This window comes from Marinobacterium aestuarii (assembly GCF_001651805.1).
Classification (GTDB): Bacteria; Pseudomonadota; Gammaproteobacteria; order Pseudomonadales; family Balneatricaceae; genus Marinobacterium_A; species Marinobacterium_A aestuarii.
The window spans coordinates 2,056,322-2,083,038 of sequence record NZ_CP015839.1 but is presented as its reverse complement, the minus strand read 5'-3'; the positions used below and the strand labels follow the sequence as shown (position 1 = coordinate 2,083,038).

General features: G+C 57.6%; 13 protein-coding genes and 2 pseudogenes. 9 read left to right on the top strand and 6 right to left on the bottom strand.

What is annotated here, in order from left to right:
- The first annotated feature begins 12 nt into the window (after nt 1–12).
- The 4 genes from A8C75_RS09160 to A8C75_RS09145 all read left to right on the top strand — a co-directional run bounded on the left by A8C75_RS09160 (nt 13) and on the right by A8C75_RS09145 (nt 4,644).
- Nucleotides 13–960: an ABC transporter permease gene (locus A8C75_RS09160; protein WP_067381055.1), complete on the top strand. Its 948-nt coding sequence runs from the start codon at nt 13–15 to the stop codon at nt 958–960.
- 13 nt (nt 961–973) lie between these two features.
- Nucleotides 974–1,864, top strand: a complete 891-nt coding sequence (locus tag A8C75_RS09155; protein WP_084783903.1) for an ABC transporter permease — start codon at nt 974–976, stop codon at nt 1,862–1,864.
- Nucleotides 1,865–1,876: 12 nt separating this feature from the next.
- Entirely contained in the window at nt 1,877–3,919 is a 2,043-nt protein-coding gene (locus A8C75_RS09150) for a dipeptide ABC transporter ATP-binding protein (protein ID WP_227819870.1), read from the top strand.
- A 74-nt stretch (nt 3,920–3,993) separates the two neighbouring features.
- Nucleotides 3,994–4,644 (top strand): HAD family hydrolase, encoded by a 651-nt coding sequence (locus tag A8C75_RS09145; RefSeq protein ID WP_067381052.1) that lies wholly within the window; start codon nt 3,994–3,996, stop codon nt 4,642–4,644.
- Between the two features lie 347 nt (nt 4,645–4,991).
- Here the strand turns inward: A8C75_RS09145 and A8C75_RS09140 are convergent, their stop codons facing one another.
- Entirely contained in the window at nt 4,992–5,582 is a 591-nt protein-coding gene (locus A8C75_RS09140) for an HD domain-containing protein (protein ID WP_067381049.1), read from the bottom strand.
- 4 nt (nt 5,583–5,586) lie between these two features.
- Nucleotides 5,587–6,717 (bottom strand): 2-trimethylaminoethylphosphonate dioxygenase, encoded by a 1,131-nt coding sequence (tmpA, locus tag A8C75_RS09135; RefSeq protein WP_227819869.1) that lies wholly within the window; start codon nt 6,715–6,717, stop codon nt 5,587–5,589.
- A 93-nt stretch (nt 6,718–6,810) separates the two neighbouring features.
- Here tmpA and A8C75_RS09130 point away from each other — a divergent pair, with 93 nt between their 5' ends.
- On the top strand, nt 6,811–7,698 hold the full coding sequence (locus A8C75_RS09130) for a LysR family transcriptional regulator (RefSeq protein ID WP_227819868.1): 888 nt from the start codon (nt 6,811–6,813) through the stop codon (nt 7,696–7,698).
- Nucleotides 7,699–7,765: 67 nt separating this feature from the next.
- On the opposite strand, the gene A8C75_RS09125 is transcribed toward A8C75_RS09130, so the two are convergent.
- The 3 genes from A8C75_RS09125 to nfsB all read right to left on the bottom strand — a co-directional run bounded on the left by A8C75_RS09125 (nt 7,766) and on the right by nfsB (nt 12,582).
- On the bottom strand, nt 7,766–8,680 hold the full coding sequence (locus tag A8C75_RS09125) for a LysR substrate-binding domain-containing protein (protein ID WP_067381043.1): 915 nt from the start codon (nt 8,678–8,680) through the stop codon (nt 7,766–7,768).
- 125 nt (nt 8,681–8,805) lie between these two features.
- Nucleotides 8,806–11,478 carry a pyruvate dehydrogenase (acetyl-transferring), homodimeric type gene (aceE, locus tag A8C75_RS09120; protein ID WP_067381040.1) on the bottom strand — a complete coding sequence of 891 codons (2,673 nt, stop codon included), beginning with the start codon at nt 11,476–11,478 and terminating at the stop codon, nt 8,806–8,808.
- A 450-nt stretch (nt 11,479–11,928) separates the two neighbouring features.
- Nucleotides 11,929–12,582, bottom strand: a complete 654-nt coding sequence (gene nfsB / locus A8C75_RS09115) for an oxygen-insensitive NAD(P)H nitroreductase (RefSeq protein ID WP_067381037.1) — start codon at nt 12,580–12,582, stop codon at nt 11,929–11,931.
- Between the two features lie 167 nt (nt 12,583–12,749).
- Here nfsB and A8C75_RS09110 point away from each other — a divergent pair, with 167 nt between their 5' ends.
- Together A8C75_RS09110 and A8C75_RS23920 are read left to right on the top strand one after the other, a co-directional pair.
- A complete protein-coding gene (locus tag A8C75_RS09110) occupies nt 12,750–13,652 on the top strand; it encodes a LysR family transcriptional regulator (protein ID WP_193788191.1) in 903 nt (300 codons plus the stop codon).
- Nucleotides 13,653–14,716: 1,064 nt separating this feature from the next.
- Nucleotides 14,717–15,319 (top strand): annotated as a pseudogene (locus tag A8C75_RS23920) (IS30 family transposase).
- A gap of 315 nt (nt 15,320–15,634) precedes the next feature.
- Here A8C75_RS23920 and A8C75_RS23005 read toward each other — a convergent pair.
- A pseudogene (locus A8C75_RS23005) lies at nt 15,635–16,947 on the bottom strand (IS1380 family transposase).
- Nucleotides 16,948–17,902: 955 nt separating this feature from the next.
- On the opposite strand from A8C75_RS23005, the gene A8C75_RS09085 reads away from it, so the two are divergent.
- Together A8C75_RS09085 and A8C75_RS09080 are read left to right on the top strand one after the other, a co-directional pair.
- Nucleotides 17,903–23,698 carry a hypothetical protein gene (locus tag A8C75_RS09085; RefSeq protein WP_067381019.1) on the top strand — a complete coding sequence of 1,932 codons (5,796 nt, stop codon included), beginning with the start codon at nt 17,903–17,905 and terminating at the stop codon, nt 23,696–23,698.
- Nucleotides 23,695–26,652, top strand: coding sequence for a hypothetical protein (locus A8C75_RS09080; RefSeq protein ID WP_067381016.1), 2,958 nt, complete (start codon nt 23,695–23,697; stop codon nt 26,650–26,652). Before A8C75_RS09085 ends, A8C75_RS09080 begins: the two co-directional genes overlap by 4 nt.
- The last annotated feature ends 65 nt before the right edge of the window (nt 26,653–26,717 follow it).

The following is a 26,717-nucleotide window of genomic DNA, read 5'->3' as shown; positions in this document are numbered from 1 at the left end:
CCGGATTACACAATGCTGAATCTTATCTTTAAACGGCTGGTACTGGCCCTGATGACGCTCGCAACCGTCTGCGTGCTGGTATTCGCCATGACTGAATACCTGCCAGGTGATGTCTGCAGCGCCTACCTCGGTCGTGACGCCCAGGGCACCCGTCTGGACAACTGTCGCCTGGAGCGCGGGCTTGATCGCCCCGCACTGCAACGCTTTGGCGACTGGACAAGCGGGGTCTTGCAAGGTGACCTGGGCACTTCGTTAAAACGCAACAAGCCGATCAACGATCTGGTCGGTAACCGCATGCGCAATACGCTGGTGCTGGGCGTGAGCGCCGCGCTGGTTGGTATCCCGCTGGCTGTTGCACTGGGGGTATTTGCGGCACTTCGCCGCGACCGCGGTAGCGATATTGCTATCTCGACCCTGTCAATTTTTACCATGACAATTCCGGAGTTCGTCACCGCCTCCTTGCTGATCCTGGTTTTTTCCGTGCAGCTACAGTGGTTTCCTGCGGTCGTCACCGTGCGGCCGACGGTGCCGATAGTCGAGCTCCTGCCCAATGTAGTGCTGCCAATGCTCACCCTGGCGCTGGTGATGATGGCACACATTCTGCGCATGGTGCGCAGCTCAATGATCGACGTAATGGCCAGCGACTTCGTACAGATGGCAAGGCTCAAGGGCGTTCCGCTACGCCAGATCGTCTGGCGCCATGCCCTGCCCAACGCCATGCTGCCGGCGATCAACATCATCGCCCTGACCATCGCCTGGCTCCTGGGCGGCGTCGTGATCATCGAGCAAGTCTTCAATTACCCCGGTATCGGCACACTCATGATCCGCGCCATTCAGGACCGTGACCTGCCGCTGGTCCAGGCCATCGCACTGCTGCTGGCCGCGGTCTATGTCGCCTGTAATCTGCTGGCGGACCTCTGCAGCCTGGCGCTCAACCCACGTCTGCGCACCGCCCGCTAAGGAAGTCCTTACCATGATCCTATCTGCTGTTTCCGTGAACGCACCAGCCCCTCACCCCTCGGGCTGGCGCCTCCTGTGCCGCAACCTCCGCCGCTCCCGCTCCGGCGTGATAGGCCTGTCAGTGCTTGGCCTGCATCTGCTACTCGCTGTTGCCGCCCCATGGATTGCCCCCCATGACTGGACGCTTCAGGATGGCTACATGATGCTGCAGCCACCGAGCCCTGTGCACTGGTTCGGCACCGACCACCTGGGACGTGACCTGCTCAGCCGCACCCTCATGGGAGGCCGTCTGGCCATTTTCGTGACGCTGTTCGGCACCCTGACCGCCGTCGCCTGGGGGAGCCTGGTGGGCATTTTGCTGGGATTTCTTGGTGGCCGCGTCGACGAGTGGGCCATGCGACTTGTCGATGCGCTGCTGGCCATTCCCTGGCTATTGTTCCTGTTATTGATCATTGCGCTGCTGGGACAGCAGACCTGGACGCTGGTCCTGACGCTGGGATTCTTTTACGGCATCTCGGTGATCCGTGTGGTACGCGCGGCAACGCTCGATGTCGTCAATCGGGATTTTGTCATCGCAGCCCGCACCCGCGGCGAGCGGCGCATGACAATCGTGCTGCGTGAGCTGCTGCCCAATGTGCTCGATACCGTGCTGGTTGAAGTCGCCATGCGCTGGGCCTGGATGCTGCTGGCCTTCAGCTCCCTCTCCTTCCTCGGGTTCGGGGCTGTGCCACCCACACCCGACTGGGGTCTGATGATCGCCGATGCCCGCAGCATGATCTCCATCGCCCCCTGGGCAACGCTGTTCCCGGCACTTGCGCTTTCAAGCCTGATTATCAGTATCAACCTGTCGGCCGACGCCCTTGCCAAGGCAACGGGGCTCGATCGTGCCAAGGCACCCGTCTAAGGATTTCGCCCGATGATGACACCAACTCCCCTCATACAGATCAACCACCTCAGCCTGGGCTACCACAACCAGCAGGGCGCTCTGATACAGGTCTTGCGAGACATCACCCTGTCGATCAACAGCGGCGAATCCCTGGCACTGGTGGGAGAGTCAGGCTGCGGCAAGAGCACCCTGGCCCTGGCCTTGATGGGCTTTCTGCGTGCCGGCTCCCAAGTGCTGAACGGACAGATCCGCTTCCAGGGCGATGACCTGTTGCAGCTGCAGGCTCGGGAACTGGAGGCCCTGCGTGGCCAGCGTATCGGCCTGATTCCGCAGAATGCCGGCCAGTCCCTGACCCCGAGCATGACGATCGGCCGGCAACTAAACGAAGCCCTGCGCTTGCATACTGACCTGCCCCGCGCCGCCTGGCGCGATCGCAGCCTCGAGCTGTTGCAGCAGGTACGACTGCCAGCGCCGCAATCGCTGCTGGCACGCTACCCTCACCAGCTCTCCGGTGGCCAGCAACAGCGGGTTGCCATCGCCATGGCCCTGGCCGGCAATCCCTCACTGCTGGTCCTTGACGAACCCACCACCGGTCTTGATGTCACCACCCAGGCCCATATACTCGAGCTGCTGCGTGACCTGAGGCAACAACTGGGCACTACCCTTGTCTTTGTCAGCCACGACCTGGGCGCCGTCGCGCGTATCAGCGACCGCATTGCCGTGATGTACGCCGGCGAAATCGTCGAGCTGGGCAGCAGCCGCGCAGTACTGCGCCAGCCTGCCCATCCCTACACCCGGGGCCTGCTGGCCTCGATTCCGCGCCTGGAGGATGCCGGCCTGCCGCCGACCATGCCGGGCTATCCGCCACGCAGCGGGAGCACCGGCCGGATCTGCGCTTTCGCAGCCCGCTGTCCCGACGTAACACCCATGTGCCAGGACCTGCCCGCGCCGCTCAAAACCACCGACGGCCGCGCCGTACGTTGCCATCTGGAATGCTCCCAGCTGAGCCCGGCAGCAACGCCCCTGCGACCTTCGGTATCCAGGAAAAACACTGCTCAAACGCAGCTCAGTCTGCAGGCGGTAACGGTACGGTACGACAAACCAGGCCTGCTGCACCGCCTCAGAGGCCAGAGCCCGACAACGCCGGCCACTGTCGAGGACATTGAACTTGTCCTGAAAAAGGGTGAAACCCTCGCCCTGGTAGGCGAGTCCGGCAGCGGCAAGAGCACCCTGATGCGGGCGATCTGCGGTATACACCCGGCCAGCAATGGCGATATCAGGCTCGAAGGTGAAGACCTGAACGCGCCGCTGGATCAGCGCAGCCAGGCCCTGAAGCAACGGGTACAGATGATCTTCCAGAACCCCGATGCCTCACTCAATCCGCGCCATAGCATCGCCCAGATACTTGAGCAGCCACTGCGCCTGTACAGCGGTCTGGACCGGCAGGCATGCCGTTTGCGAGCAACCGAACTGCTCGCCATGGTGCGTCTTGGGCCCCACTATCTGGACCGGATGCCGGCACAGCTGTCGGGCGGCGAAAAGCAGCGGGTGGCCATTGCCCGCACCTTCGCCGGCGACCCCCAACTGATACTCTGTGACGAGGTCACCTCGGCGCTCGATGTCTCGGTCCAGGCCGCGGTTTTGCAACTGCTCAAGGAGCTGCAGGCAAAAAAAGGCGTGAGCTACCTGTTTATCGCCCACGACCTTGCCGTCGTGAAGGCAGTCGCCGACCAGGTAGCCGTGCTCTACCAGGGCCGGCTCTGCCAGGTGGGCTCAACCGCCGACGTCTTTGGCGGTGCCCGCCACCCCTACACTTGCGCACTATTGAACGCGGTACTCGAACCCGACCCCGACCATCATCCCAGACTACTGGACAATGAGGCTCCGGAGCAGCACCCGCCGGCCCGGGGCTGCGCCTATCAACGCCGCTGCCCCGGGGCAAGCGAGCGCTGCCGGCAACAGCTGCCACCCTGGCAGGAACATGGCAGCAACCGCATTCGCTGCCACCTGCCGCTTGATACGCTGTTACCACAGACCGCTGTGCGTGAAGCCCAGCTTGTCGCCTGTAACTGAACGCCCTCAATGCCGGGCCTGGCAGGCTGCCAGGGTCCCGGCACACTTTCCCCTTTATCAGGACTATTAATGCCATGGCACTGGCTCTTTACGACCTAGACGACACCCTTCTCAACGGCGATTGTTCAAGCCTGTGGATCAGTTACATGAGTGATCAGTACATCACGGACCCCGCCCCCTGGCGGGCGCAGGAACAGGCGCTGATGGTCGATTACCAACGCGGCGAACTGGACATACACCGCTACGTCGAAATGCAGCTGCAACATCACATAGGCGTGCCTCTGGCCGCGCTTGACGCGGATCTCGAGCGCTACGTGGAACAGCATATCCGGCCACGGCTGCGCCCCGGCGCCATCGAAAGTATCCTTGAACACCGGGCCGCCGGCGATCGCTGCGTGGTGATCTCGGCCTCGACTCGCTTTTTGGTTGAACCGGTCGCCCGCCTGCTCGGGATCACAGATGTGCTTGCCATTGAAATAGAACTTGAGGGGGGCTGCATTACGGGTCGCACTCAGGGCACACCGACCTACCGTGAGGGCAAGGTTATACGGCTGCAGCAGTGGCTCGAAGCCGAACGCGAAAGCCTGCAGGGCAGCTGGTTCTACTCCGACTCGCACAACGATCTGCCACTCCTGGAGAAAGTGGACAACCCGGTCGCCGTGAGCGCCGATGCGCAACTCAATGCCATCGCCGCCGAACGCGGCTGGCAGCAGCGAAACTGGTAAGATTGCACCTGCGTCTTACCCTGGTCTGAACAACGCCTGCGCACGACTTGTCCTGCGCAGGCGCAATTTGATCTATGGCGACTGCGCAATGCAGCCCCCAAGCCCCCTTCTATTTTCCCACCCTGCTGACCGCCAGCTGAGACCAGGGATTTGCCCCCCCCCGCGCGGAAAGGCGTCCCGGTCGCCTTGGTAGACAGAGCCTCGATGGATTGACCATCAGCCCAGCTGCCGGGGCTGGCGGCCGGACGACCATCCCCCGCAAAGACTCACGCTCACCCGTTGCAACGAATATCCTGAACCTGGGCAAAGGTGGCCCGCGACGGGCCGCAACCGGGGGACCTCCGTGCTCAGTACCCTGCCTGCAGGTGGGCATCGACCAAGCGCTGTACCTGAGGTGCAAAGTGGGAAAAACCGGGCGTGTTCATAGCCGGGCATTTGCCTGCTTCATCGAGGTAGCGTACCTGAAGGATGGTCTCCAGGTTGGGCAGCCGTTCGAATTCGGCGACTTCATCCGCCGTCATCGGGCCGCCCTGCAACTGCAGTGAATGTACCGAGGCCTGCGATAAACGATCGAAATAATCCGGCTGCGTCGCGCACAGAAAGCGTTTGGCGGCCACGTGGTGACGTACGCAGTCGACAACGACTTGCGGGAAGTAACCGGCCAGCAGCCGCGCGCCGCTGTTTTCGTGATGTCGGTCCCAGGTATCGTCAATCGCAAAGGTTCCCAGCGGCGAAACCATATGGCCAATATCGTGCAGCAAGGCACCGACAATCACTTCATCCGGCATGCCCCCGCGCTGCGCCAGGGTCGCACCTTGCAGCATGTGCTGCGACACCGTGACCGCCTCACCCAGGTAAGCATCATTGCAGTTGTCGAATAGCGTCTGTAGAAAGGCGACTATATTTTGCGCACTCAAGGAAGGGTATTGCTGATTCATGTGGTTATTCCCCTAAGGTTTCCCGCAGCGTTGCGAGCCGTGACAGCAGGCTATCCCTGTCGGCATAACAGCCTTGAAAATGACGCATACCCTGGCCTGAAAATTCCGTTCTGGCATGCATCACGCGGGTATTGTCCACAACAAAACATTCCCCCGGATTAAGACGAAAACGCACCGCCATCGCCGGGTCGTCGATAATTTCGCCGAAACGACGATAGGCGGCGTAGTAGGCCTCCATATCGGCGTAGGGCACATCGGTAAACGCGGCCGCGGAGCGGTTATTGAAGCGCACTGCGATCAGGCTGCCGTCGGGCTGAAGCTCGATCATCGGTCGGCGAGCTTGCAGAATCACGCCCTGTGCGCCCCGGTACTCGAAACGTGCGCAGTAGCGGCTCAGCAGATCAAAGGCCCCGGGGGCTTCGTCGCGCAGGCGCGCGGCGGCACGAAAGCCATCCACGATAAGGCTGTCGCCTCCGTCCACTGAGTTTTCCAGGCAGTACAGCACCTGCACCGTCGGCACCGGATCGCGGTAGGGGTTGTCAGTGTGCGCCTGCAGTCCCTGGCGGGTAAACGCCAGGCTGGTGGGGTTAACCTCACTGCGGACCTCAAAATATCGGCCATAGTTTGTTTCACGCACATAGCCGAACAGGTCGACCACCTGCATCAGCGCCTGGTCGGCAACAGGCCCCTGCTCAAGCTTGGCAACGCCAAAACGGGCGAGATCTGCGAGCCAGTCGTGCAACGCCTGCGGGCTGGCACAGACCTCGGCGAAACTCCCCACCGGGGGGCTGGGCATGCCCGCCCTGTCCCAGGGTTCCACCCGGGAATCAATCCAGCCCTTTTGCTGCACCCTGTCGTGGTCATAGGCATGGGCTAGCAGCCAGTCCACATCGTAGCGAACCGCCTTGTTTTCCGGTGCAAAGGTCAGCTTCAGCACCTTGCCTTCACAACAGGCCGCCGCGATCACCGTGTCGATGGGTATATCACTCAGTTTGATAAGCTTCTGGCCGTTTCCGGCCGCACGGGTCTCGCTGTCCCAGGCATTGTCACGCAGCCAGATGGCGTGAAAACGCACCCTCCTGCCCTGAGCCCGAACCTCGAGTGCCCGGCCCTCCTGCAGTATCGAAATATTCACTATGCAGCCCTCAATGAGTGGAAAATTCAGGTGCCATTCTTGGTGAGAGCTGACATCATTACAAATTATGCTTTTGTAACCTGAGATGCTGTTTTGCTAATACCTAAACGATCACTGGAGAACCTGCCGCTGGAGTGGGTAAGGGCATTCGAGGCGGCAGGCCGCAACGGCAGCTTTTCCGCAGCGGCACAGGAAACCGGACTCACCCAGTCCGCCATCAGTCAGCGTATCGGCAACCTGGAGCATCGACTTGGTACTCAGCTGTTCTTGCGCGGCGCCAGGGGCGTGGTGCTGACCGTTGACGGCGAAGCCTGGCTGCCCTATGTCAGCAGCGCCCTGCGCACACTGCAACAAAGCTCGGAGGAGCTTTTCGGCGTGAAACGCAATCAACTGAGTATCTCGGCCAGCGCGTCCATTATCGAGCTCTGGATCGGACAACGACTGCAAACGCTGCTGGCCGCAGACCAGACCCACTATTCGTTCAAGACCATGGTCCTGTCGACCGATAGCGCACTGCAGGAAGACGTGCTGCGCATCCGTTACGGCACAGGGGATTGGCCTTACCACTTCAAGGCACCGCTGTTCCAGGAAGTCATAAGCCCCGTTGCCGCCCCCTCGCTTCTGCAGGACGATGGGCACTGGCAGACACTGCCGCGCATCGCATTGTCCGGCCCCCGGGCCGGCTGGCAGGAATGGGTACAGCAGACGGGGGATCCCGCCACCCCGGTGCCACGACTTCGCTATGACTCGATGTCGGCCGCACTCGCGGCCGCCCGTGCTGGGCTCGGGGTCGTGCTGGCGTCATTACCCCTGTGTGCAGACGACCTGGCCTCGAAAAACCTGGTCAGGCTTTCCTCCCATGAACTCATATCCGCGCAAACCTACTGGCTACTTGCCCCCGAGGGTGCCATCACGGCCCGGCAATGGCGTGCGCTCACACAGGCCCTGGTCGAGCACACACCGACCCAGCACAAAGCCTGACCCGCAAGTACAAAGCTGCGAGCCAAATTAAGGCCTGCGCCGATGCGACCCTCGCAAAAACGGGGATTCATGCATCGAAACGTTGCTCCTCCGCGGCCATCTGCTGCTTCAGCCACTGGCTGAAAGCCATCACTTTGGGGGCTGGCGGCTTGTTCGGCAACACCAGGTAATGTGCCCCGGAGGCTGGCAGTGTGAAGGCGTGCGCCTGCTGCAGCTGGCCAGAGGCCAGCACTGGCGCAACACTGAAACTGCGACACATGAGCAGACCGATATGGTGGCAGGCGGCATCGATCGACGCCGTACTGGTATCGCACTCCAGCACCGGCTGCGGATAGAAATCAACCACACCCTGGCTGCGGAACCATTGTTGCCAATGCTCCTGTTCCCCGACGGTACTGATCAGTGGCAACTGCAACAGCCGCAACGGATCTTCGTTAATGCTGTAGCGCGCCAGATATTCCGGGCTTGCCACCACCAGCCAGCGCTCACGCGTCAACCTCTCGACCTGCATGCCGCGCCAGTCGCCAAACCCGTTCGAGATTTCCAGATCCGCCTCCTCCACTTCATCCTGGGAGGGCCAGACCGACGACATCAGCCGCATTCTGATGCCGGGGTGCTGGCGATAAAAATCCGCCAACCGCGGCATCAACCAGCGCTGCATAAAGCTGCTACCGCACTTGACGTTAAGCAAGGCGCGATGATCGGTATCGAACAACTGGTGGGTACTGGCCTGCAACCTGTTAAAGAGTTCGGTCAATACCGGCAGATATGCCCTTGCGGCATCGGTTAGCTCCAGCTTGCGCGGTTTACGCACGAACAGCTGGGTATCCAGATAGTCCTCCAGCAATTTAACCTGCTGGCTGACGGCGCCCTGGGTCACGTGCAGCTCTTCGGCCGCCCGGGTCAGGTTGCGCAGGCGCGCGGCAGCCTCGAAGGCCTTCAGTGCATTCAACGGTGGCAACGGTTTACGGCAGGTTTTCATAGAATCACGGGCAGGTTACGGATGGATTGACGATGACATCCACCCGCCTTTTACCTTGTTCAGATGACAGCAGGATTACAACGCCGCTTTTGGTGACGGGCAGGCCAAGCGGCCCCAGACCCTGCTCAGAACGAAGCAGGGTCTGTCTTCACCTGCGGGATATTCAACTGCACCCGCGCCTGTCGCAGCGCATCCGCACTCAAGACGCCGTCCCGGTACAGGCCGGTCAGGGCTGACCAGGCGATATAGCGCGCATCGACCTCGAAGTGATCACGTAGATCCGGCCTGGATTCACTCAAGCCAAAGCCATCCGTGCCCAGGGCAATGAACGTCTGCGGGAGCCAGCGGGCAATGCCCGTTGGCAGCGACTTCATGAAGTCACTGCACGCCACTACAACCCCGCCCTCATCCGCCATCAGTTGCTCAATGTAATTTTGCGTGGCTGCTTCTGGCGTCAGCATGTTCTGCCGCTCGGTCTGCTGGGCCTGGCGCAGCAATTCGTTATAGCTGGTGACACTCCAGATGTTGGCGCTGCAACCAAAGCCCTGCAGAATGTCGGCCGCCTGCAGCACTTCCTGCATCAGGCTGCCACTGCCCAGCAGATGAACCTTGTGCCCCTGAGCCTCACTGCGCTGATAGCAATACATCCCCTTGATAACCCCTTCTTCCACACCCTGTGGCATGGCCGGCATCGGGTAGTTCTGGTTGTAGAGCGTCAGGTAGTAGAAGATATTTTCATCGTTCTGATACATGCGCTCGATACCATCACGCACAATCACCGCCAGCTCGTAGGCAAATGCCGGGTCGTAACTGCGCATGTTCGGCACCGTGGACGCCACCACCTGTGAATGGCCGTCCTGATGCTGCAGACCCTCGCCGTTCAGGGTCGTGCGTCCGGCTGTAGCGCCGACCAGAAAGCCTTTGGCCATGGAATCGGCACAGCCCCAGATCATGTCGCCAACGCGCTGGAAACCAAAGATCGAGTAGAAGATATAAAACGGGATCATCGGCACCGCGAAATTGGCATAGGCCGTACCCGCCGCCAGAAAGGACGCCATTGCCCCGGCTTCACAGATACCTTCCTGCAACAGCTGGCCATCTTTGGCTTCCTTGTAGGGCAGCAACGAACTGGCATCCACCGGCTTATATTTTTGCCCTTCACTGGAATAGATACCGAACTGCTTAAACAGCGACTCCATGCCAAAGGTGCGTGCTTCATCCGGCACTATGGGCACAATGTATCGACCCAGCTCCTTGTCCTTGAGCATCGCCGCCAGCATGCGCACAAAGGCCATGGTGGTGGATTGCTCCCGGCTACTGCCGTCCGTCGCGGCTTTGAACAGACTCAGGGGCGGGGCCGCCAGGCACTGACAGCTCACCTCCCGCGCCGGCAAATAACCCCCGAGCTGCCGACGATGCTGGTGCAGGTACTGTGCTTCCGGGCTCTCGCCGGCAGGTTTGTACAACTCGGCCCGTGCCATCTGCTCATCGCTCAGCGGAATACCAAAACGCCGACCAATCGCAATACGCTCCTCAGCGCTGAACTGCTTCTTTTGATGCGCCGTATTCTGCCCCTCGGCGGACGCGCCCATACCCTCGCCCTTGACCGTTTTCATCAGAATGACCGTCGGTCGCCCGGTGTTTTTCGCCGCACGCTCAAAGGCTGCATAGATCTTTTTGCGATCATGGCCGCCACGGCGGATAACGCGAATCTCGTCATCATTCAGGCTCTTCATCAAGTCGGCCAAACGCTCATCGCCGTCTATCCAGTTCTCACGCACCGTCTTGCCATCGGACACCGTATAGAATTGATAGTCGCCATCGACCGCCCGGTCCATGCGCGCCTGCAGCAAGCCATCCTGATCGCGGGAGAAGAGCTCATCCCACTCGCTGCCCCAGATCACCTTGATAACGTCCCAACCGGCACCCCTATAGCTGCGTTCCAGCTCCTGAATGATCTTGCCATTGCCCCGCACCGGACCATCCAGGCGCTGCAGGTTGCAGTTCACCACCATCACCAGGTTATCGAGATTTTCGCGGGTCGCCATATTGATGGTACCCAGAACCTCCGGCTCATCCGATTCACCGTCACCGATAAAGCACCAGACCTTGCCGCCGTTATCGGGCTTGAGCCCCCGATTCTCAAGGTATTTCATGAAGCGCGCCTGATAGATCGCCGACGGCGTCGACAGCCCCATGGATGCGGTCGGCAGCTGCCAGAATTGCGGCAGGCGCCGCGGGTGCGGGTATGACGGCAAGCCACCACCGTCCTGCAGTTCGCGGCGAAAGTTGTTCAGCTGCTGCTCGCTCAGCCGGCCTTCCAGGTAGGCGCGGGCATAAATACCCGGCGCGGAATGGGCCTGCACCATCAGGATATCGCCGCCGTATGAGCCGGTGCGCCGGCGGAACCAGTGGTTGAACCCCACCTCCAGAGTGGTGGCGGCGGACTGATAGGTCGCAATGTGCCCACCCACCCCCGAGCCGTTATCGTTGGCCTTGAGCACCATCGCCATGGCATTCCAGCGAATGATGTTTTCGACCTTCTGTTCCAGCTCGATATTGCCTGGGTAGCCTGGCTGCTGATGGGGATGGATGCTATTGCGATAGGGCGTATTCAAGGTCGCCTCGGCCAGGCTGACACCCTGTTTCAGCAGGTGATCCTGCAACAACCGCAGCATCTCGCGACTACGGCCTTCGCCCTGGTCGCGGCGGATATACTCCAGCGCCTCTATCCAGTCGCTGTTTTCAAGCGCTATATCCCGTGCATCATATTCATCTGTTGAATTCAGGTTATTCATAACCAGTACCCGCCCTTTGAATTGCGCTTTGTATTTAAAATAATCCTAACATTAGGCTCTGAGTCAAAATCACCAAATGAGAAGACTAATCAGCAGAAGAACACAGATAAACCTCAAAACAGTCCGGCATATTAGTTAAAAAAAACCATGCATCACCTGCGTTCAAAACCTCTTGACCAGTAAAAACATCAGCGCCATACAATAAATAAAAGAGGCCTGTGCAATCTCGTTACAGTAGGAAATTCATGTAAACCAACGGAGTAACACCTTAATTTTTAATGAAATTATTAGCACCTCTCTACAGGAGACAGGAGACCATCAACCTCAAGAAAAGATAAAATATAATTAAATAAAAACGAGAAAGGCTACACCAAAACGCCCGTACAGCGGGATCAAGTTATGGGAACGGGGGTTAGAAAAACCTGAATAAAACCAGGCAGTAATTAAAAATCATATTTCAGTGAATACATGTTCCGCCCCATGGCGTGACTTGGGCAAAGGCGCATTAAAGTCGTCCACTGATCTTTTTCCAAGGGATACCAATACAACACTGCTATACCCCTGCTCGCGCAATCCAAGTTCCTCATCCAGTATCTCGGAATCAAAACCTTCCATCGGGCAGGCGTCTATATTGAGCGCACCGGCGCCGAGCAATACTGTACCGAGTGCCAGATAAACCTGCTTTTCCATCCAGTGCTGCATATCATTGAGTTCATCCTGGTGCAGGTTCACAAAGGTTGAACGGCCCTTGTGCTGGGCTGCACGCAGATCCGCATTGGCGAAGCGACCGCTCGCATCTTCCTGGTCCAGCAGCTGTTCAAGGTACGCCGCATCGATAGCGGTTTTCGAACACAGGGCAATAACATGGGAGGCTTTCAGAATCTTGGGCGCGTTGTAGGCATAGGCCCCAGTCGCGGCCCTGGCTATACGCGCCTTGCCCTCCTGCGTGGATGCAATCACAAAGTGCCAGGGCTGCGAGTTAACCGATGACGGGCTCATCTGCAACAGCGCCTTGATTTCGTCAATCTTGCCCTGCGGTATCTGGTAGCTCGAATCGAACACCTTGGTGGTGTAACGCGCCCGGGAAACCTGCTGAATAGCCATATGTCGACCTCTTGTCTGATAACGCTAAATAGACCTGCGCAGGACAGGCTACAAAATTTCGGGACCGCTGGGGGTCACCACCCTGCAGTCTGTTCAGACAGATTACTTTATGTGGTAAATTTGAAACACTGCTAATCAAAGCCAACACTTTCAAAAATTATTTGATAATGAAAGCCTTCAAGGATATCGAAATCTTTACCCGTACCGCGGAGCTCGGAAGCCTCTCGAAAGCCGCCAGAAGCCTGGACATCACCCCTTCGGCCGCAAGTGCAGCCCTGAAGCGGGTTGAAGAGGATGTGGATGCCCTGCTGATCGTCCGCTCGACCCGCAGTTTGCGCCTGACTCAGGAGGGAACCCTCTATCTGCGCTATTGCCAGCAGGCGCTCAAGCTGATGATCGAAGCCCGGGATGCAACCCGCTCGATTCATGCAGCACCGGGTGGCACCCTGCGGGTGTCGGTGTCCTCTGACTTTGGCCGCAACCTGCTGGCGCCCTGGCTGGATGAACTGCAGACGACACATCCGGAGTTTCAGATCCGCCTGATCCTGTCGGACCATGTCTCGAACGTTATGAAAGAAGAAGTCGACATCGCCATTCGCTATGGCGTGCCACCGGACTCGACTCAGATCGCAGTGCCACTGGCGCCCGATAATAGGCGCATACTCTGCGCATCCCCCGACTTCATCGCCCGCGCAGGACAGCCTGCCACACCCTATGACCTGGTGAACTACAACTGCCTGTGCTTCATGGTAGGCGAACGGGTGCATGATCAGTGGCACTTCCTCAACCGGCAAAAGCAGGATGAAGCTATGATCACGGTCAGCGGCAACTGCTCCTCCAATGACGGTGACATGGTCAGACGCTGGGCGATTAGCGGTAAGGGTATCGCCTACAAGTCCAAGCTCGACATCACCGAAGACCTGCGCGCCGGACGCCTGGTCCAGGTGTGCAGCGAATGGCAGGGAGAAGTCGCCCCGCTCTACCTGGTGGTTGCCGATCGCAGACAGCTGAGCCCACTGGTGAGAGTGCTGAAGGAATTCCTGCAGCACAAATGCGCAGGCTTGTCGTGATTGCGACCTACGGAATCTATCGACCTGAAGGACTTACGCGACGCTGAGACGTAATTTGGGCGGCCATAAACTGGAGCGGGTAGCGGGAATCCAATATGGAACATAACTAATTGTTATATTTGTATTTATATTCTTTATAAATATACAGATACCCCCATATATACCCCCATACTTTCTCACAATGGCTATAGAAGTCTTGACACCCACGCCCTCCTAGCTGCCTGTCGGGCTTGATGCTCTCATGATAGCCAAGCGCCACTCGTTATTGCGGAATGCTCTATGTTGGTGCGCATGTCAACCTATCATCAGGCGGACTCGCCTCCGACGAGCGAAATTTCCCGCCTTTTAAACCCATTGGGCGAAGTGTGGACGCAAATCAGTCATGCGTTCCAAGCTCCATCAGCGCCCATTCAGTTTCGGCATTCTACAATCCGTGCAGCGGGAATTGGCGAAAGCCCATAACCGACTTAATGATCCCGAACACAGGCTCGACCGTCTGATCTTCAGCGCGTAGAGCGCCCAGCCGGCTTTGGTTTTCAGCCTATACTTCATCTGCTCGAGCTGACTGGCCGACTCTGCCAGCGATGCCTGCTCCTAAAAACGCTAGCGCCAGTTCTGGTGGTGCTCGTCGCACGCGGTGTGGCAATCAGCTGTTCGGTCTTTGCGAGGTGGTAGATGTCAATATTCTTCTCGCTAAAATAGCCGGTATCGGCTAGGAATTGCTCCGGCTGATTCAGCCCCGCGGGGAGCGATTGTAGCTTGACCAGCGTAGACTCGACCTGCCGCTTGTCATTCCCCCCTCCGGCCACTTTCATGATGCAGCAGTACCTTATCTTTATTTTATAAGCATTAATTGAACAAAAAATCACTGACCTACACTTCAACCTACACTAAATTCCCATCTGCGAGTGCGAGTAGGCAAATGCTACAGACCAGGTTTGAGGGACACGTACGCACAAGTTTCAAGTGACCGCCATAGTAAGTGGGCGCTCTCCTTGCAATGGAGTCCGGAACAGATCAGCAGCATTGGCAGCCGTATCGGGATGCCAGTCAGCCATTAATGGATTTACCGCTATGTAGCGGCCGACAAAGCACGTGTCGACAAGCTCTACAAAGCGCTGCGTCAGGGGTATAAGCGGTATCGCCGAGGTAAGAACAGCAAGCGCTCGGTGATCCCGGAGCCTCGATCAATCGAGGACAGACCGGCCATCGTAGATACGCGGGAGCGCTTCGGCGACAGGAAAGTCGATACGGTATTGGACAAGCCCGGTACTGGCGCGCTGGTTACCCTGGTGGAGCGCAAAAGTAGACTTTATCTGGTGCGCAAGGTCGAGACCAAACACGGCGGCTAATGGCGCCGAGCTCGTTGAGCATCGGGAGATCGCCAAGGCACGGATACGGACGTCTACTTTGCCCATCCGTATACCCCAAGGGAGCGAGGGCTTAATGAAAACTTTAACGGCCTACTTCGCCAGTACATCCCGAAGGGAACGGATCTACGGATGATCACTGACGAGGATGTCCGGCAGGCGGAGAAACGGTTAAACCTGAGGCCTCGAAAATGCCTCTGGTTCGGGCAGCCTGAAATGGTCTTTGAGGAATACCTTGCCAGCATAGGGGGGCGTCGCTCTTCGAAGTTTAATTCACAACCTTCTTGCTTTTCGTAATTTTCCGTTTTTTATGAATCTATAACGCTATGTTTACGGCTTATTCAATATACCTAATTAATCAAAGATAAATAACTACAAGATATAAACATATATTTGAGCTTACATAACTAGTAGTCAAAATATAAATTCTATTGAAAGTGCTAGCCCGAATGTTTCATCCGGCCCTCGAGTAGAGGGCCCAATCGTTTAGTTCTGTCCGATGTGAAGAGCACGCTCCGGCGAACTGTTTGTTTCTTGATCAAATGGTACGATGAGAGCGCAACTTCCCCTTACCCCATTGTTTATTTCGTGCCGGGAGCAGCACCGCTGGCGCTACCCCGGCGCCAGCTTGGCGGCTATCTTCTGGAACAGCTCCTGGTCCGGATAAGTGCTACTCATCATGATGCGGATCCGGCGAGTGTTGCGGGTGATGACGGCACCGATTTTCAATAGCCGGGTACGCAGCGTGGTCACTTGGGCGCGGGCATAGCGGGTGCCACGCAGGTAGCCACTGCGCAGCCTTTCCATCAGGACGTAGGCCAGACCGGACAGCAGCAGACGATATTGATTGGGCCACCAGTCGTGGCAGCTGGTTCTGTCCGAGAACAGCCACTGCTGTTCCTTGATCCGGTTCTCCATATCGCCCCGCAGACAGTAGCGCCGGTCATAGAGCCACTTGGCAGAGCCCGGCAGGTTGGTGACGATATAGCGGTTGTTGTCACCTGATAGCTGAACTCCGCTTTGACGATCACTTTGCGCACGCGTTTCTTCCAGCTCCGGGCCGAGTACCAGAGCGTCGCAAAGCCGCGCTGCTTTACCCGAGTGGCCTCGAACGCCACAGCGGCTCGGTAACGGGTATCCAGTGCCAGCTGTTCCAGCTTGGAGTTCTTGCCGATGCCGACGACATAACCGACATCGTGGCGCTCACACCAGGTCAGCAGCCGTGGTCGGCAGAAGCCGCTGTCGCCCCGGAAGATGATCTGCACCTGCGGCCACTCGGCTCGAAGCCGCCTGACCAGCAGGGCCAGAACGGCCCAGGCATGCTTGGCAGCGTCAACATAGGCAGGGCGCAGATAGCTCACCAAGAGCTTCTGCCCGCAGAAAACGAAAAGCGGCAAGAAACAGTAACTTCTGTAGTAACCACTGAAATAGCGGCCCACCTGCTCCCCATGCACCGTATCGTCAGTCGCGTCGAAATCGAGAATCAGCCGCTTCGGTGGCTTCCTGTACGAGCGAATGAACTGCTCAACCAGTTCTTCATGCATGGCCACGGCCCAGGCCCGATTAGCGTTGAGTTCGAACCGGCACAATGTGGACTGACTGGCCAGTTCAGCATCGCTATCGACGGCCGTCTGAAGTGCCAGGTCATGCCTCAGTGTCTTGTGATCATTGAGGTCTTCGTAACCCAGCGCCAGTCCGTAAACGCGTTGTCGGATCATGGTCTGTGCCTGGTGCCGGCAATGGGAGGGGCTGCGCGGATCCGTAATCTTGCGGGCGATCGAGCGGGTAAGCCCCAGCTCCCGGTCGAGCTGTCGGAGCAGCAACACACCGGCATCGGACGTGATGTCGCCACCGTCGAAATTGGTCTCGATTTTACGACCTTTACAACGTGGAAATAGGTCCTGTGTAACAGTACAATGTGTCATGGGCGACCGGGTAGTTATATTCGACTTAAGCAATTGAATTATAACGCAAAACCAGGTCGCCCTTCTTGTTTATGCTGCAACATCCGGGCTAGTATCATCGCCGCATTGTGAATAGCTGAAAGTTCTCTACGACTCCTGACAGTCAAGCAACACAAGTTACTTGCGTGGTTTTTTGTACAATATCCTAGAAGCCAACTGTTTGCCAGGGCCAGACTGGAACTGTAGGTATTTGAGCCGCTTCCTGTTATGACTGAAAAATAGCAGTAATAACTGCATCAATAAACTTGCCAAAGCGTCCTGATCACATACACTGGCTAATGTTCCAAGCCATATATAACGCGAGGAAGACAAATGATTTGGTGGCAGGCTTCGTGCGACGACTCATCCCATCCAGACTGGAAAGGTCCTATTCGTGACGATTGGGACAGAGTGCAAGGCGACAAGACCGGGCATGACGGTACACGCCATAACAATGAGGACTTTGCCGTAATCGATGAAGTTGATGGACCAGCGACCATACCTCCAGATTCCCATAAGAACGAATAGTAACAACAGGTCAGCCATCGATCTAGGCTCGCGGTCACTCACAGACGTTGGGCAGAAACCTGAGACTTCGGAAACTAAATTTAATTGACAAAAGCGCCCACTCCAAAGCTTAGTCAGCGGCAGACGTTGCAACGGTTCCTGCAGGATATCGGTTGTCCGAGTGTAATCTGGAAGAGCGAATGCAATCTGCAAACTCCAGACGAGGCATTAAAAAACCAATATTTAATGTAATTCCAAGTAAACATTGCCATAAATGCTATGGAAAGTTTTTGCGTTGATCGCACGCCTCCGTTCCAAGAGCGTTAACTTTCAAGCACTAGGCATACTAATGACTTAACGGAAGAGGTTTGACAAAGCCGGTTTAAATGACTTAGGCGTACTTGCCTTCGAACTATTCAAGGGGATAGCGATGCCGGAAGCGGAAAACAGGAAGGCTTCGTTGGGTGCTTTCGTGCCCTCCCACAATGCCAATTCGATCAAAATGTTTCGCGATCTATCTTCAGACGCCTTCGATTGGGCAGTCGATCCGGGCGAAGCAGCTGGCCTGTTTCAAGCAATCGATAAAGATCCAAATGCTCTTGAGTATCGAGTCTGCCGAGCATTTGACGCGCCTGCCTCCTGGTTCTCGTTCGGGCACCTTTCCGCATCGTCCCAGCACACGTCCGGCCGCTATATCGCGGAGGTAGTCGCGCAATTTTCCGAAAACTCCCTTGACCAACTTTCTATCGTGCTGATCCTCTTCAATGCGCAGTTCATCGTCTCGCAAAGAGGCTTTCATCCAGCGACCATTGGTAATGACTTTCACTATGTAGTTGCGGGCACCGACGAAACTGTCGGCCTAAGGCTCTTCCTCACACAGACACGAGACGGAAGCAACGACGACACCGCTCTTTTTACCGAACTGACGGACGGTCTCTCTATAGAGCTGACTGTGCCCGAAGGAGACGATTGGCAGGCAATTGCGCCGGGAGCTCTCCGTTCGCGCATCGACGTTACCACTCGTTGGAAACGAAAAGGCCAGGAATTTCCAAGCGATGCTACTGGCGCGATAGCAACAATACGCGCTGCGGCGACCGGCGGCAAGCATGTGGCATTTAAGTTCTGGTCACCGGGGGTAAATGTAGGCTTCTCGGGGATACTACACGAATCCTACCGATTTGGTCTATGTCCTATCGACATGGACGGGTACCTAACGAAAGTAGGCCTGATCCTTGGCGATCACGGCACAATCGGAAATGCGGGATCGCTTACGAAAACCAAGCGGGAGTTCGGGTTCGGGAGCGATTTCCGCGGGGTGATCTTTGAAGGACTCGGGGCACATTGGCTCGATGACGGCCTTATGGGCGCCGATATAACCTCCTCCAGCTCGAGCGGGGCAGTATCCTTCCACGAACCGCCGGTCAGAACCTCGCCCACCCGTTTCTATGCCTCAATCAGCGCCAAAATCGATCCGAGCAACCGGGAAAGCTACCTCAGTTTCCTGAAGAGAGGGGCAAAGCTCAAGCTAACAGTCGCGGGGAACAAGTTGCGGCTGTGCAGCTTGAGCGCCGAATTCAAGGATATTCCCAATAATGGCAATCCATTCGGATGGCTGTCCGGTCGCAAAGCGGTGATCGCCCTCAGGTCAGTCGGTGTTGGCGGTGCCGGCAGTAGTGAAGACTACAAGCTTGATATCACACTCGATGCCGCCGAACGCGGCACGCTCAAAACGCTTACAGCGGCGGATTTGGGTGTCGATCCTACGACTTTCAGCTATCTGGCGAGCGTCCTGACGCTGGCGCCGGTGTTCAAACTGGCGGGCAGCAAGGCCCAATCGAACTCCAGCTCAAAAGACAGCCGAGTCCGCCTCATCGAGATCGCTACCGGCGATCTAACGGGGGCGCTATTCGCAGCAGAAGTGCTCGAGGATTCTTGGTTCTTCAAGAATGCCGTCAGAGCTGACGAATTTAGGGTGACTGGCGTCCGGCTCCTGAGCCAACGCACGACTGGCGGCCGTGACACCGCATTGCTATTTGACGTCGAGACTGACTTTGCGGTTCAGAGTGTCGAGCTTCCACTCAAGTCCACCAAAGCGATGTCTGTCCGTATCGAGAACACAGGTCTTCTCCAAAGAAGTGGCAAGGTACACTGGGTGCAGGCCGAACAAGGTGCTCTCGATCTCAAGATTCTCGATGCGAGCGCGTGGGATTTCGGTAACTTCGGCGGCCTGCTTGCAGTAAAGAAGATCGGCTTCCAGCTCACCGACCGCCCCTTCCTTAATATGACTCTCGGGCTTAGCCTTAATCTTGGCGTTGTAACAGCAGATGACATTAAGGCCACGCTCAACCTCAAGTCGCCGACCAAGGATATCCAGTTCTACCCGTCGACGTTCAGTATCAACACGCCCGCGGTCATCGGCGAAGGCACTCTCGACCTCGGGCCGCCGGGCCACGCTACCGATGAGGTCGCAGGCTCGGTGGATTTAAAGTTTTTGTCTGGCCTGCGTATGAGCGGCGCAATTCAGATTCTCAAGGTTGAAGACGACAGGACATACACCGCGTTCGCTGCGGGCGCGCGCGTAGAATGGCCCAGTCCGGTTCCCTTAGCCAGTTCCGGTTTGGCCATCAAGGGGTTGGACGCGGTCTACACTACGCACCTCAAACGGCTCGAAAACAAAGTCGTCGGCGTACCGCCAGCGCTCGACTGGCTACAGCGCGCCGGGGGTGATGTCGCGATCACAGCAGTTTCGAACAAGGCATTGTGGATACCAGACTATGACCGCTGGTCGTTCGGCGCCGGCGCGTTGCTCGTTCCGAATGCCGCCAACTCGCTCCTGAGCTTAAACAGCTTCATCCTTGTCGAGCTGCCTGGCCCGAAGATCCTCGGATTCATGAAGGTTAACTTTCTGGAAGATCCCAAAGGAAACAAGGAAAAGGCCGAGAGCGGCGACAAGCTGAATATTGGGATTCTCGGCATCCTCGAGATCGACGTCAACACTAAGCGCATACGGGCTGGGGCTTCGATCCACCTTACCTTCGCCAACGTCCTTACGCTCGACGGCACGACCGACACGGAATGGGCGATGGGCAGCATATCACGCTGGCATCATTACATTGGCCACTTCAAGCGACCCAACAGGATCGAGCTAACGCTCAGCGACTTTCACAGCGTTGGTGCAACTGGCTATCTAATGGTTGCTGGCGATGAGATCAAGAGCATCCCCGCAGGATCTTCAGGCATTCGCGACTTACCAGGATTGGCCCTTGCGATCGGCGCAACGGCCATGGTCAAACTGGGCTCGGGGTCGCTCTATCTGAGAATGAAAATGCAGCTCTTCCTCAACCTGTCACTTGGCACCAACATCTATGCGGCAGGCGAGCTCGAGTTGAGCGGAGAGCTTTACATCTTCATCGGCGGGATTAGCTCATCTGGTCGCCTCGGCTTTCAATATTACGATGACGGCAACGATATTTATGTGTGCCTTTCGGGGGAGCTGTGTGGGCATATCCGGGTCGGATTCGCCAGAATTGGCGGTTGCGTCTCCGCGAGCATCGGCGCAAAAGTTCCCAACAAGATCGCCATTCCTCCGCTCATCAACAAGATAAGCCTCGTAAGTGGCACAAATGTCGCGCTCTTTGGTCAAGGCGCGATCTCGAAAATCGACTCGGTCATTGCGTCTTTTGATGCGAACGGCGCGGCGAAAACGTTAACTGAAATCCCAGTCGACTGCGTCATCGCCGTTTCACTAGAATGCGCACCGGACCTTCGCGGCAAAAAGGGGTTTCTCGGGCGACTCCAGGCCGCTGCAGACAGAACCCTTTTCAACTATGGAGACAAGACCGGCGGCTATATTCTCACCGATGTGACGCTCAGCGCGTTGGAAAGCGATGGTTCACATAAACCTATCAAGCATGGCGATGCCGACGCGGTCTGGTGGCGCAATGCGCAATCACCTGGGGATGGGCATGCCATTCCGATGACACTCGCACTTCTGACACGTAACCCGTTTGGTACGCCCAATGCCGTGGCCTCGCCTGAGACAATAGAGCGGTGGATCGACGCGCTCACCAGCACCACAGGCATTTGCGACACGCTGGGACCGCAGCTCTCACTTAACCTCTTCCCTCAGCGATCAGTTTCCGGCAAGTACATAGGATCCAGATGCCAATGGCAGCTTCAAGGCCGGTTCCGCTCAGCCAACATCGAGCAATTGCTCGCGGGGTCGCCGCACGAGACACTTGCGGCTTCGGTCGAGCAACGGCCGAGCTACGGCAGGATCGAAGATCCGTTGCACGGATTTCCTCGTTTTGCGGGAGCCGTCCGCTACGAGGAGCCATATCAAGCGCCTGAGCCGGTCAGCGTCCTGGAAATCTGCAATTTCGCGCTAAAGACCGATATGCCTCCAACCGAGCTCTTCTTGAGTTGCGCGGGAATGACGCCGGTGCCCAATAGCGGCGGCGCGATCATGACCATTCTTCTCGCCTGTAGCGTCACCAATGCTCTCGACTTTAGTGAACTCGATGTGCGCTGCACCGACGCGAACGGGACCGACCTCGCAGTCGAGGTCAATCTCGACACAAGTTCCACCAGCGCCGCCAATTTCCACGAGGATTCCGACACTTGGCGCCCCGCCGTGGAGAGCTCCATGGCTCTCGTTGATGTACCCGGTTATGGTGCTCTGCAGTTTGCCCAACTGACGATCAAGCTTTGCGATGAGAATCTTTGGGACGAGATGGCTCCCCCGGTCGAACTTATTGTTCAGCTTCGGCCTCGAACGGCCAGCCCCGACGACCGGCCTCCCCCGGTCTATATCGCAGCGTGCAAGTATCTGAGTATCGAGGAATATCGTCGCCATATCGAGCAGAAAAAATTTAACGAGGGAGTCGTCAAAGAGCTCGAAGCCTATTTGCAGCCACGTCCTGCGCCAGTTCTCGAGCCCGACCGCGAGTATCAATTGCAGCTGACGTGGAGCACGAGGGGCGCTGGTGTCATCCAAAGCAGAAAAACCGAACGTTACGTGTTCACGACCGAAGCCAATCCACCTCGCACGCTCGCGCCCTACCTGCTCGGAACCTACCCCGAACACGAGGCACGTTTCCATCCGCCCGGACAGCAGTTCGGCTTCTCGCTGTCCTCTGGCGACATCCTCAAAATTCTGACCAAGTTTCCGGGCGCCGCGCTCAAGATTTCCGTAGCCGAGGACGGCAACAATCCGGTCTCCGGCAATACCGGCGGGCAGGTGGTCGACTGGGTGGCGGGTCGCATCTACCCTCCGGCAGACTTGCTTAATCTCAAGAAAAACCCTGTCGGACTGACGCGCAAGCACTTCCGCGCGCTGCCATCGGCACTTTTACGAGCGATCAAGACGGCCATCGCGAAGGGCCAACTCGGATGCATCGCTAAGGAAATCTCGCTCGACGACGGCATTTGGCTTGGGATCGAAGCCGATCTCGAGCCGCTCCGGGGCTATACAGTCACCTTGGACATTGTGGATAGCACGGGCGTCCCTTGGCCATACTCCCCTGAAGCCGAAAAACCCTTCTTCCGCTGGCACTTCCGTACCGGGATTCATCCCGACATCAGGGCGCACGCCGACGCGTTCGCGCGACCAGCGAAGCACAGCCGGCTTCTTCAACCGTCCGCTTTCGCCAATAAACAGGCACTTCTCCAAGCTCTGGACTCTCTCGCCAAGCCCACTCGCGTCAGCGAGGAATATCGCGACAGCGACCTCGCCGGCGAGGCGCCGCCAGTGGTGCCCGACACACTGTCGATTATCGAGGACCAATTGCTGGAGGACTTTCTGACCCGGGCGACGGGCGCGCGCTCGGCGCTTGACGGCGAGACAGAAACATTACTCGTCTGGGGTGGCAAGGTCGAACAACCCGAATGCGTGGCGGTAGTCCTCAGGAGCCGAGAGCCAATATCCAGGCACACGAGCAGCGTTCACGTACGAAAGGAAACCAACGGGCTCAATACCGCTGAAGTGCTTCATCTCGAGGAGGTGACGACGCGCTATCCAATCTTCGAGAAGAGCCAAGCCGCCGAGCGCCTCTTCCTGTCGAGCAGCGGAACCATGATTGTCATCATCCCCGATCGCGCGCAGCTCGAGGCCTTGGGTCGGCTGACGGTCGCCCTTAAGGACCATCCTCCCTACTATCTACCGTACGCCGATGCCGAGGTCGTGGTGGATCTCATCGGAATAGCGGCAACGGAGTTCGACCGATGAACTATTCGCATCGAATCGCTGCGCGCTTCGCCCAGTTTCCTGCGGAAATAGACGAGCCACCCTACGGCGGCGCAGGCGATATCGCGACGCTCGGCCTCCCCGGGGTCGATCAGATTGATCATTTCATGACGATCAACTGGGTTGTCGCGGCAACTGACGAGCGTGGGCTTCCCTTTCGGCCCTACACGGTCGAGGTCGCAGGCGAGCCCTATGAGTATGCATTTGCTAGTTACCCCCGCTCGATTCGTTTGGGTAAGGCCAATAGCCACAGATGGTATGTCGATTCCCTTTTCGACCCCGGTCCCATTCGACCCTGGGGCATTCTGTGTCTCGGGCTCATAGCAAAAGCTAAAGAGGACGGCGCTGAGCTCTTTTGTCGCAGCTTCGATGGGAGCGAGATCTACGGTACAAGGCTCGCCGTCGACGCGACAGATCGCAAATGCGCCTTCTTCGGGCCTAACATATTCGAGATCTGCGCGAGCGCTGACGTGGAAATCTCCGACATCGCCGCTTTCACCGTGACGCCGGAGCTGCTCTATACATTCCAATTCGATCTTGTCGCGTCTGTCGGTCCTGCCTTTGAGCCGCAAAACAAGCCGTCGCCCTGGCCCTACGACAATCAATCCTATCTTAGCTTGCCCAACCTCTCGCCGATGCAGGCATTGACCCTTCGGCAGTGCGCAGACGGGCTTGCGCGTGCCAACACGTTGCCGCCCGCGCTCCAACGTTTGGAGGATGCGGTTCATCGACAGGACCCGAATACCATCGCGGGGGCGATTCATGGCGAAGACGCGGTGGCGGCTTTGGCGGACCATCTTAACTTCTATCTGCAACACCCCGCCGAGCGCTTCGAGGCCCCAGTCGACGCTGGGCCGTCCGGTCGCGGGACCGACACGATGTCGCTCACCTACGCGCAGATCCTGAATCTCCTAGCTCGCCAAGGACCGGTCGAGGCCTTGACGCTCGGAAATGCGGTCACCATTCCCAGGGCCAGGAAGGATTATTTCATCGGGCTCATAAGAAGTATGGACGCCGCGTTCGATCTCATTGCCAAAGGACATATGCCTTATCCGCTCATCAGGGTCGGCGGGCAATTCTACGACGCCCAAATCGGCGCGCTCGTTGAGGAATTCGGCTTCGCAGGCCTTGATCTTCCCGTCGATAGCCTGCAGCCCAAAAGCCAAGCGGTAGACTATTTCGAGCCGGAGGCACGGGACAAGCCGGCCTCGGCTGCTATCAAAACCAGACTCCATCCGAATGCCTCTTCGCTGATTGCCTATGTGTCGCTAGAGGATGAGACCAACGCCGAGCAGGTGATCGAGGAACGGAGCAAACCGCGGGCATTCTATCCGAACACTCCTGATCCAAATCGGGCCAACAAAACAGGCGCGCCCGAGCTTTGGCTTGGTACTTTCGACGTTCCGCTGACCGAAGAAGCCGACGTTGCCATCAGGCTCCATCCGCGCGACATATTCGGCCGATGGCCTCGACGCGAATCGGCCCCATGCCATTTACTGCCCAGGCCGGTCGGGACGCCAGTCCTCATCTCCTGCCAGATAGGCTATAATGCCGACGAGACGATCAGCGCTACTGTCGTCTTCGAATGGGATCGCACCATTCGTAACCTGCAGTCTGTGGCATTCGGCCTTGCCTTGTCGAACGATCCACCCGAAGGTCGAAACAAGCAGCTTAAGCCTGGCGATGGACTGTCCTGCCCCGCATTCCCAACAGGAACAGCGCTCCAAATCGAGTTTGACATGAATGGCGCACCGATGAATAGCTTGGAACTGCCGGCCGGTGTGGCGATTGCCGAAATTCCGCCTCCACAGCCGCACGCCAAACTGGCAGCAAATCGTTCGCACTACGAACTGACGATCCCGCTCGGCACCGTACGCGACGCTATGGCGCTACGCAAGGATCCCGCTCTACCGCTCCTGCTTGACCTCGTCGCCGATGCCAGCGAACAGGTGAGCGGGGCAAGGCGCACCGAACCGCCCCTGCCGCGATTAGCCAGCGAGGTACGCGATCCGCGACCGCCAGTGCTCGACGTCCAGCCCTGGGCCATCACTTGGACGGCCTTGCCCAATGGCGAGACCAACGAGGCACGCGCCTCGTTAGCCCTGCCCCGCGGGACCGGTGATCCACCTGCCCAATCGTTCAATATCTGGCGGTCGCAGGAAACCGCAGTGCTGTCCTTCGCGCTCGCCCGCCACTTTGCCAACGACGACGATGTAAACGCCTATCTCGCCGCGGTGCGCCGCGAAACCAAGCCTGCGGTACGCCTCGGACTGATCCAACGCCTGATCGAACCCAAGATGAAAGATGCAGATTTCATGGAGGGGCTCAGTGCGCTGTTCAAAGCCAATTCGACCGGGACAATCGAATCCTCCGACAGCGTCGAGATCGTCGTACCGGCCCACCAGACTGGCTTCGAATTCGTTCTTTTCACTGCTAACTCGCGGGATGGCGTAGCAAGTAATAAGATCACCAATCCTTGTATGTGCGTTGTCGCGATCCCTCGACCGGTGATGGCGGATACACCGGCACTACGAATAATCAGTTGGGACGACGCGGGCTATTTTGAAGTCGCTGGCCTTTGCATGGCAATCGCATCTTATCCCGAGCAGTTCGATGGGGGACATGTCCGTGTATTCTGGGACCATGGCGGCACGATTACCGACGCGAATGAGCTACGGTTCAATATTCCGGTGCTCGCAGAAATGAGCGTTGCGGAAGCAAAGAGCTATGTTGCTGATATCGAGAAAATTATTCGGAACTCAATGCCATTCGAGTACAATCGCATCTTCCTATTAATGCCGCCTGTGACCACTGATTTCCATCACTTCGCGATCGAGTTGCAGACTGAAACGCAGGCAGATCATCCCGCCGCGGAGATACCTACCCCAAGGTCTCAAATCACGAGTCTTTATCTACGGGGTGGGATTGTTCGCTAGGAGCTAAGGAAGCTACGAATAAGTCGCAGTTCGATAAACGACTGCTGATTTGAGCTGGCATGGTC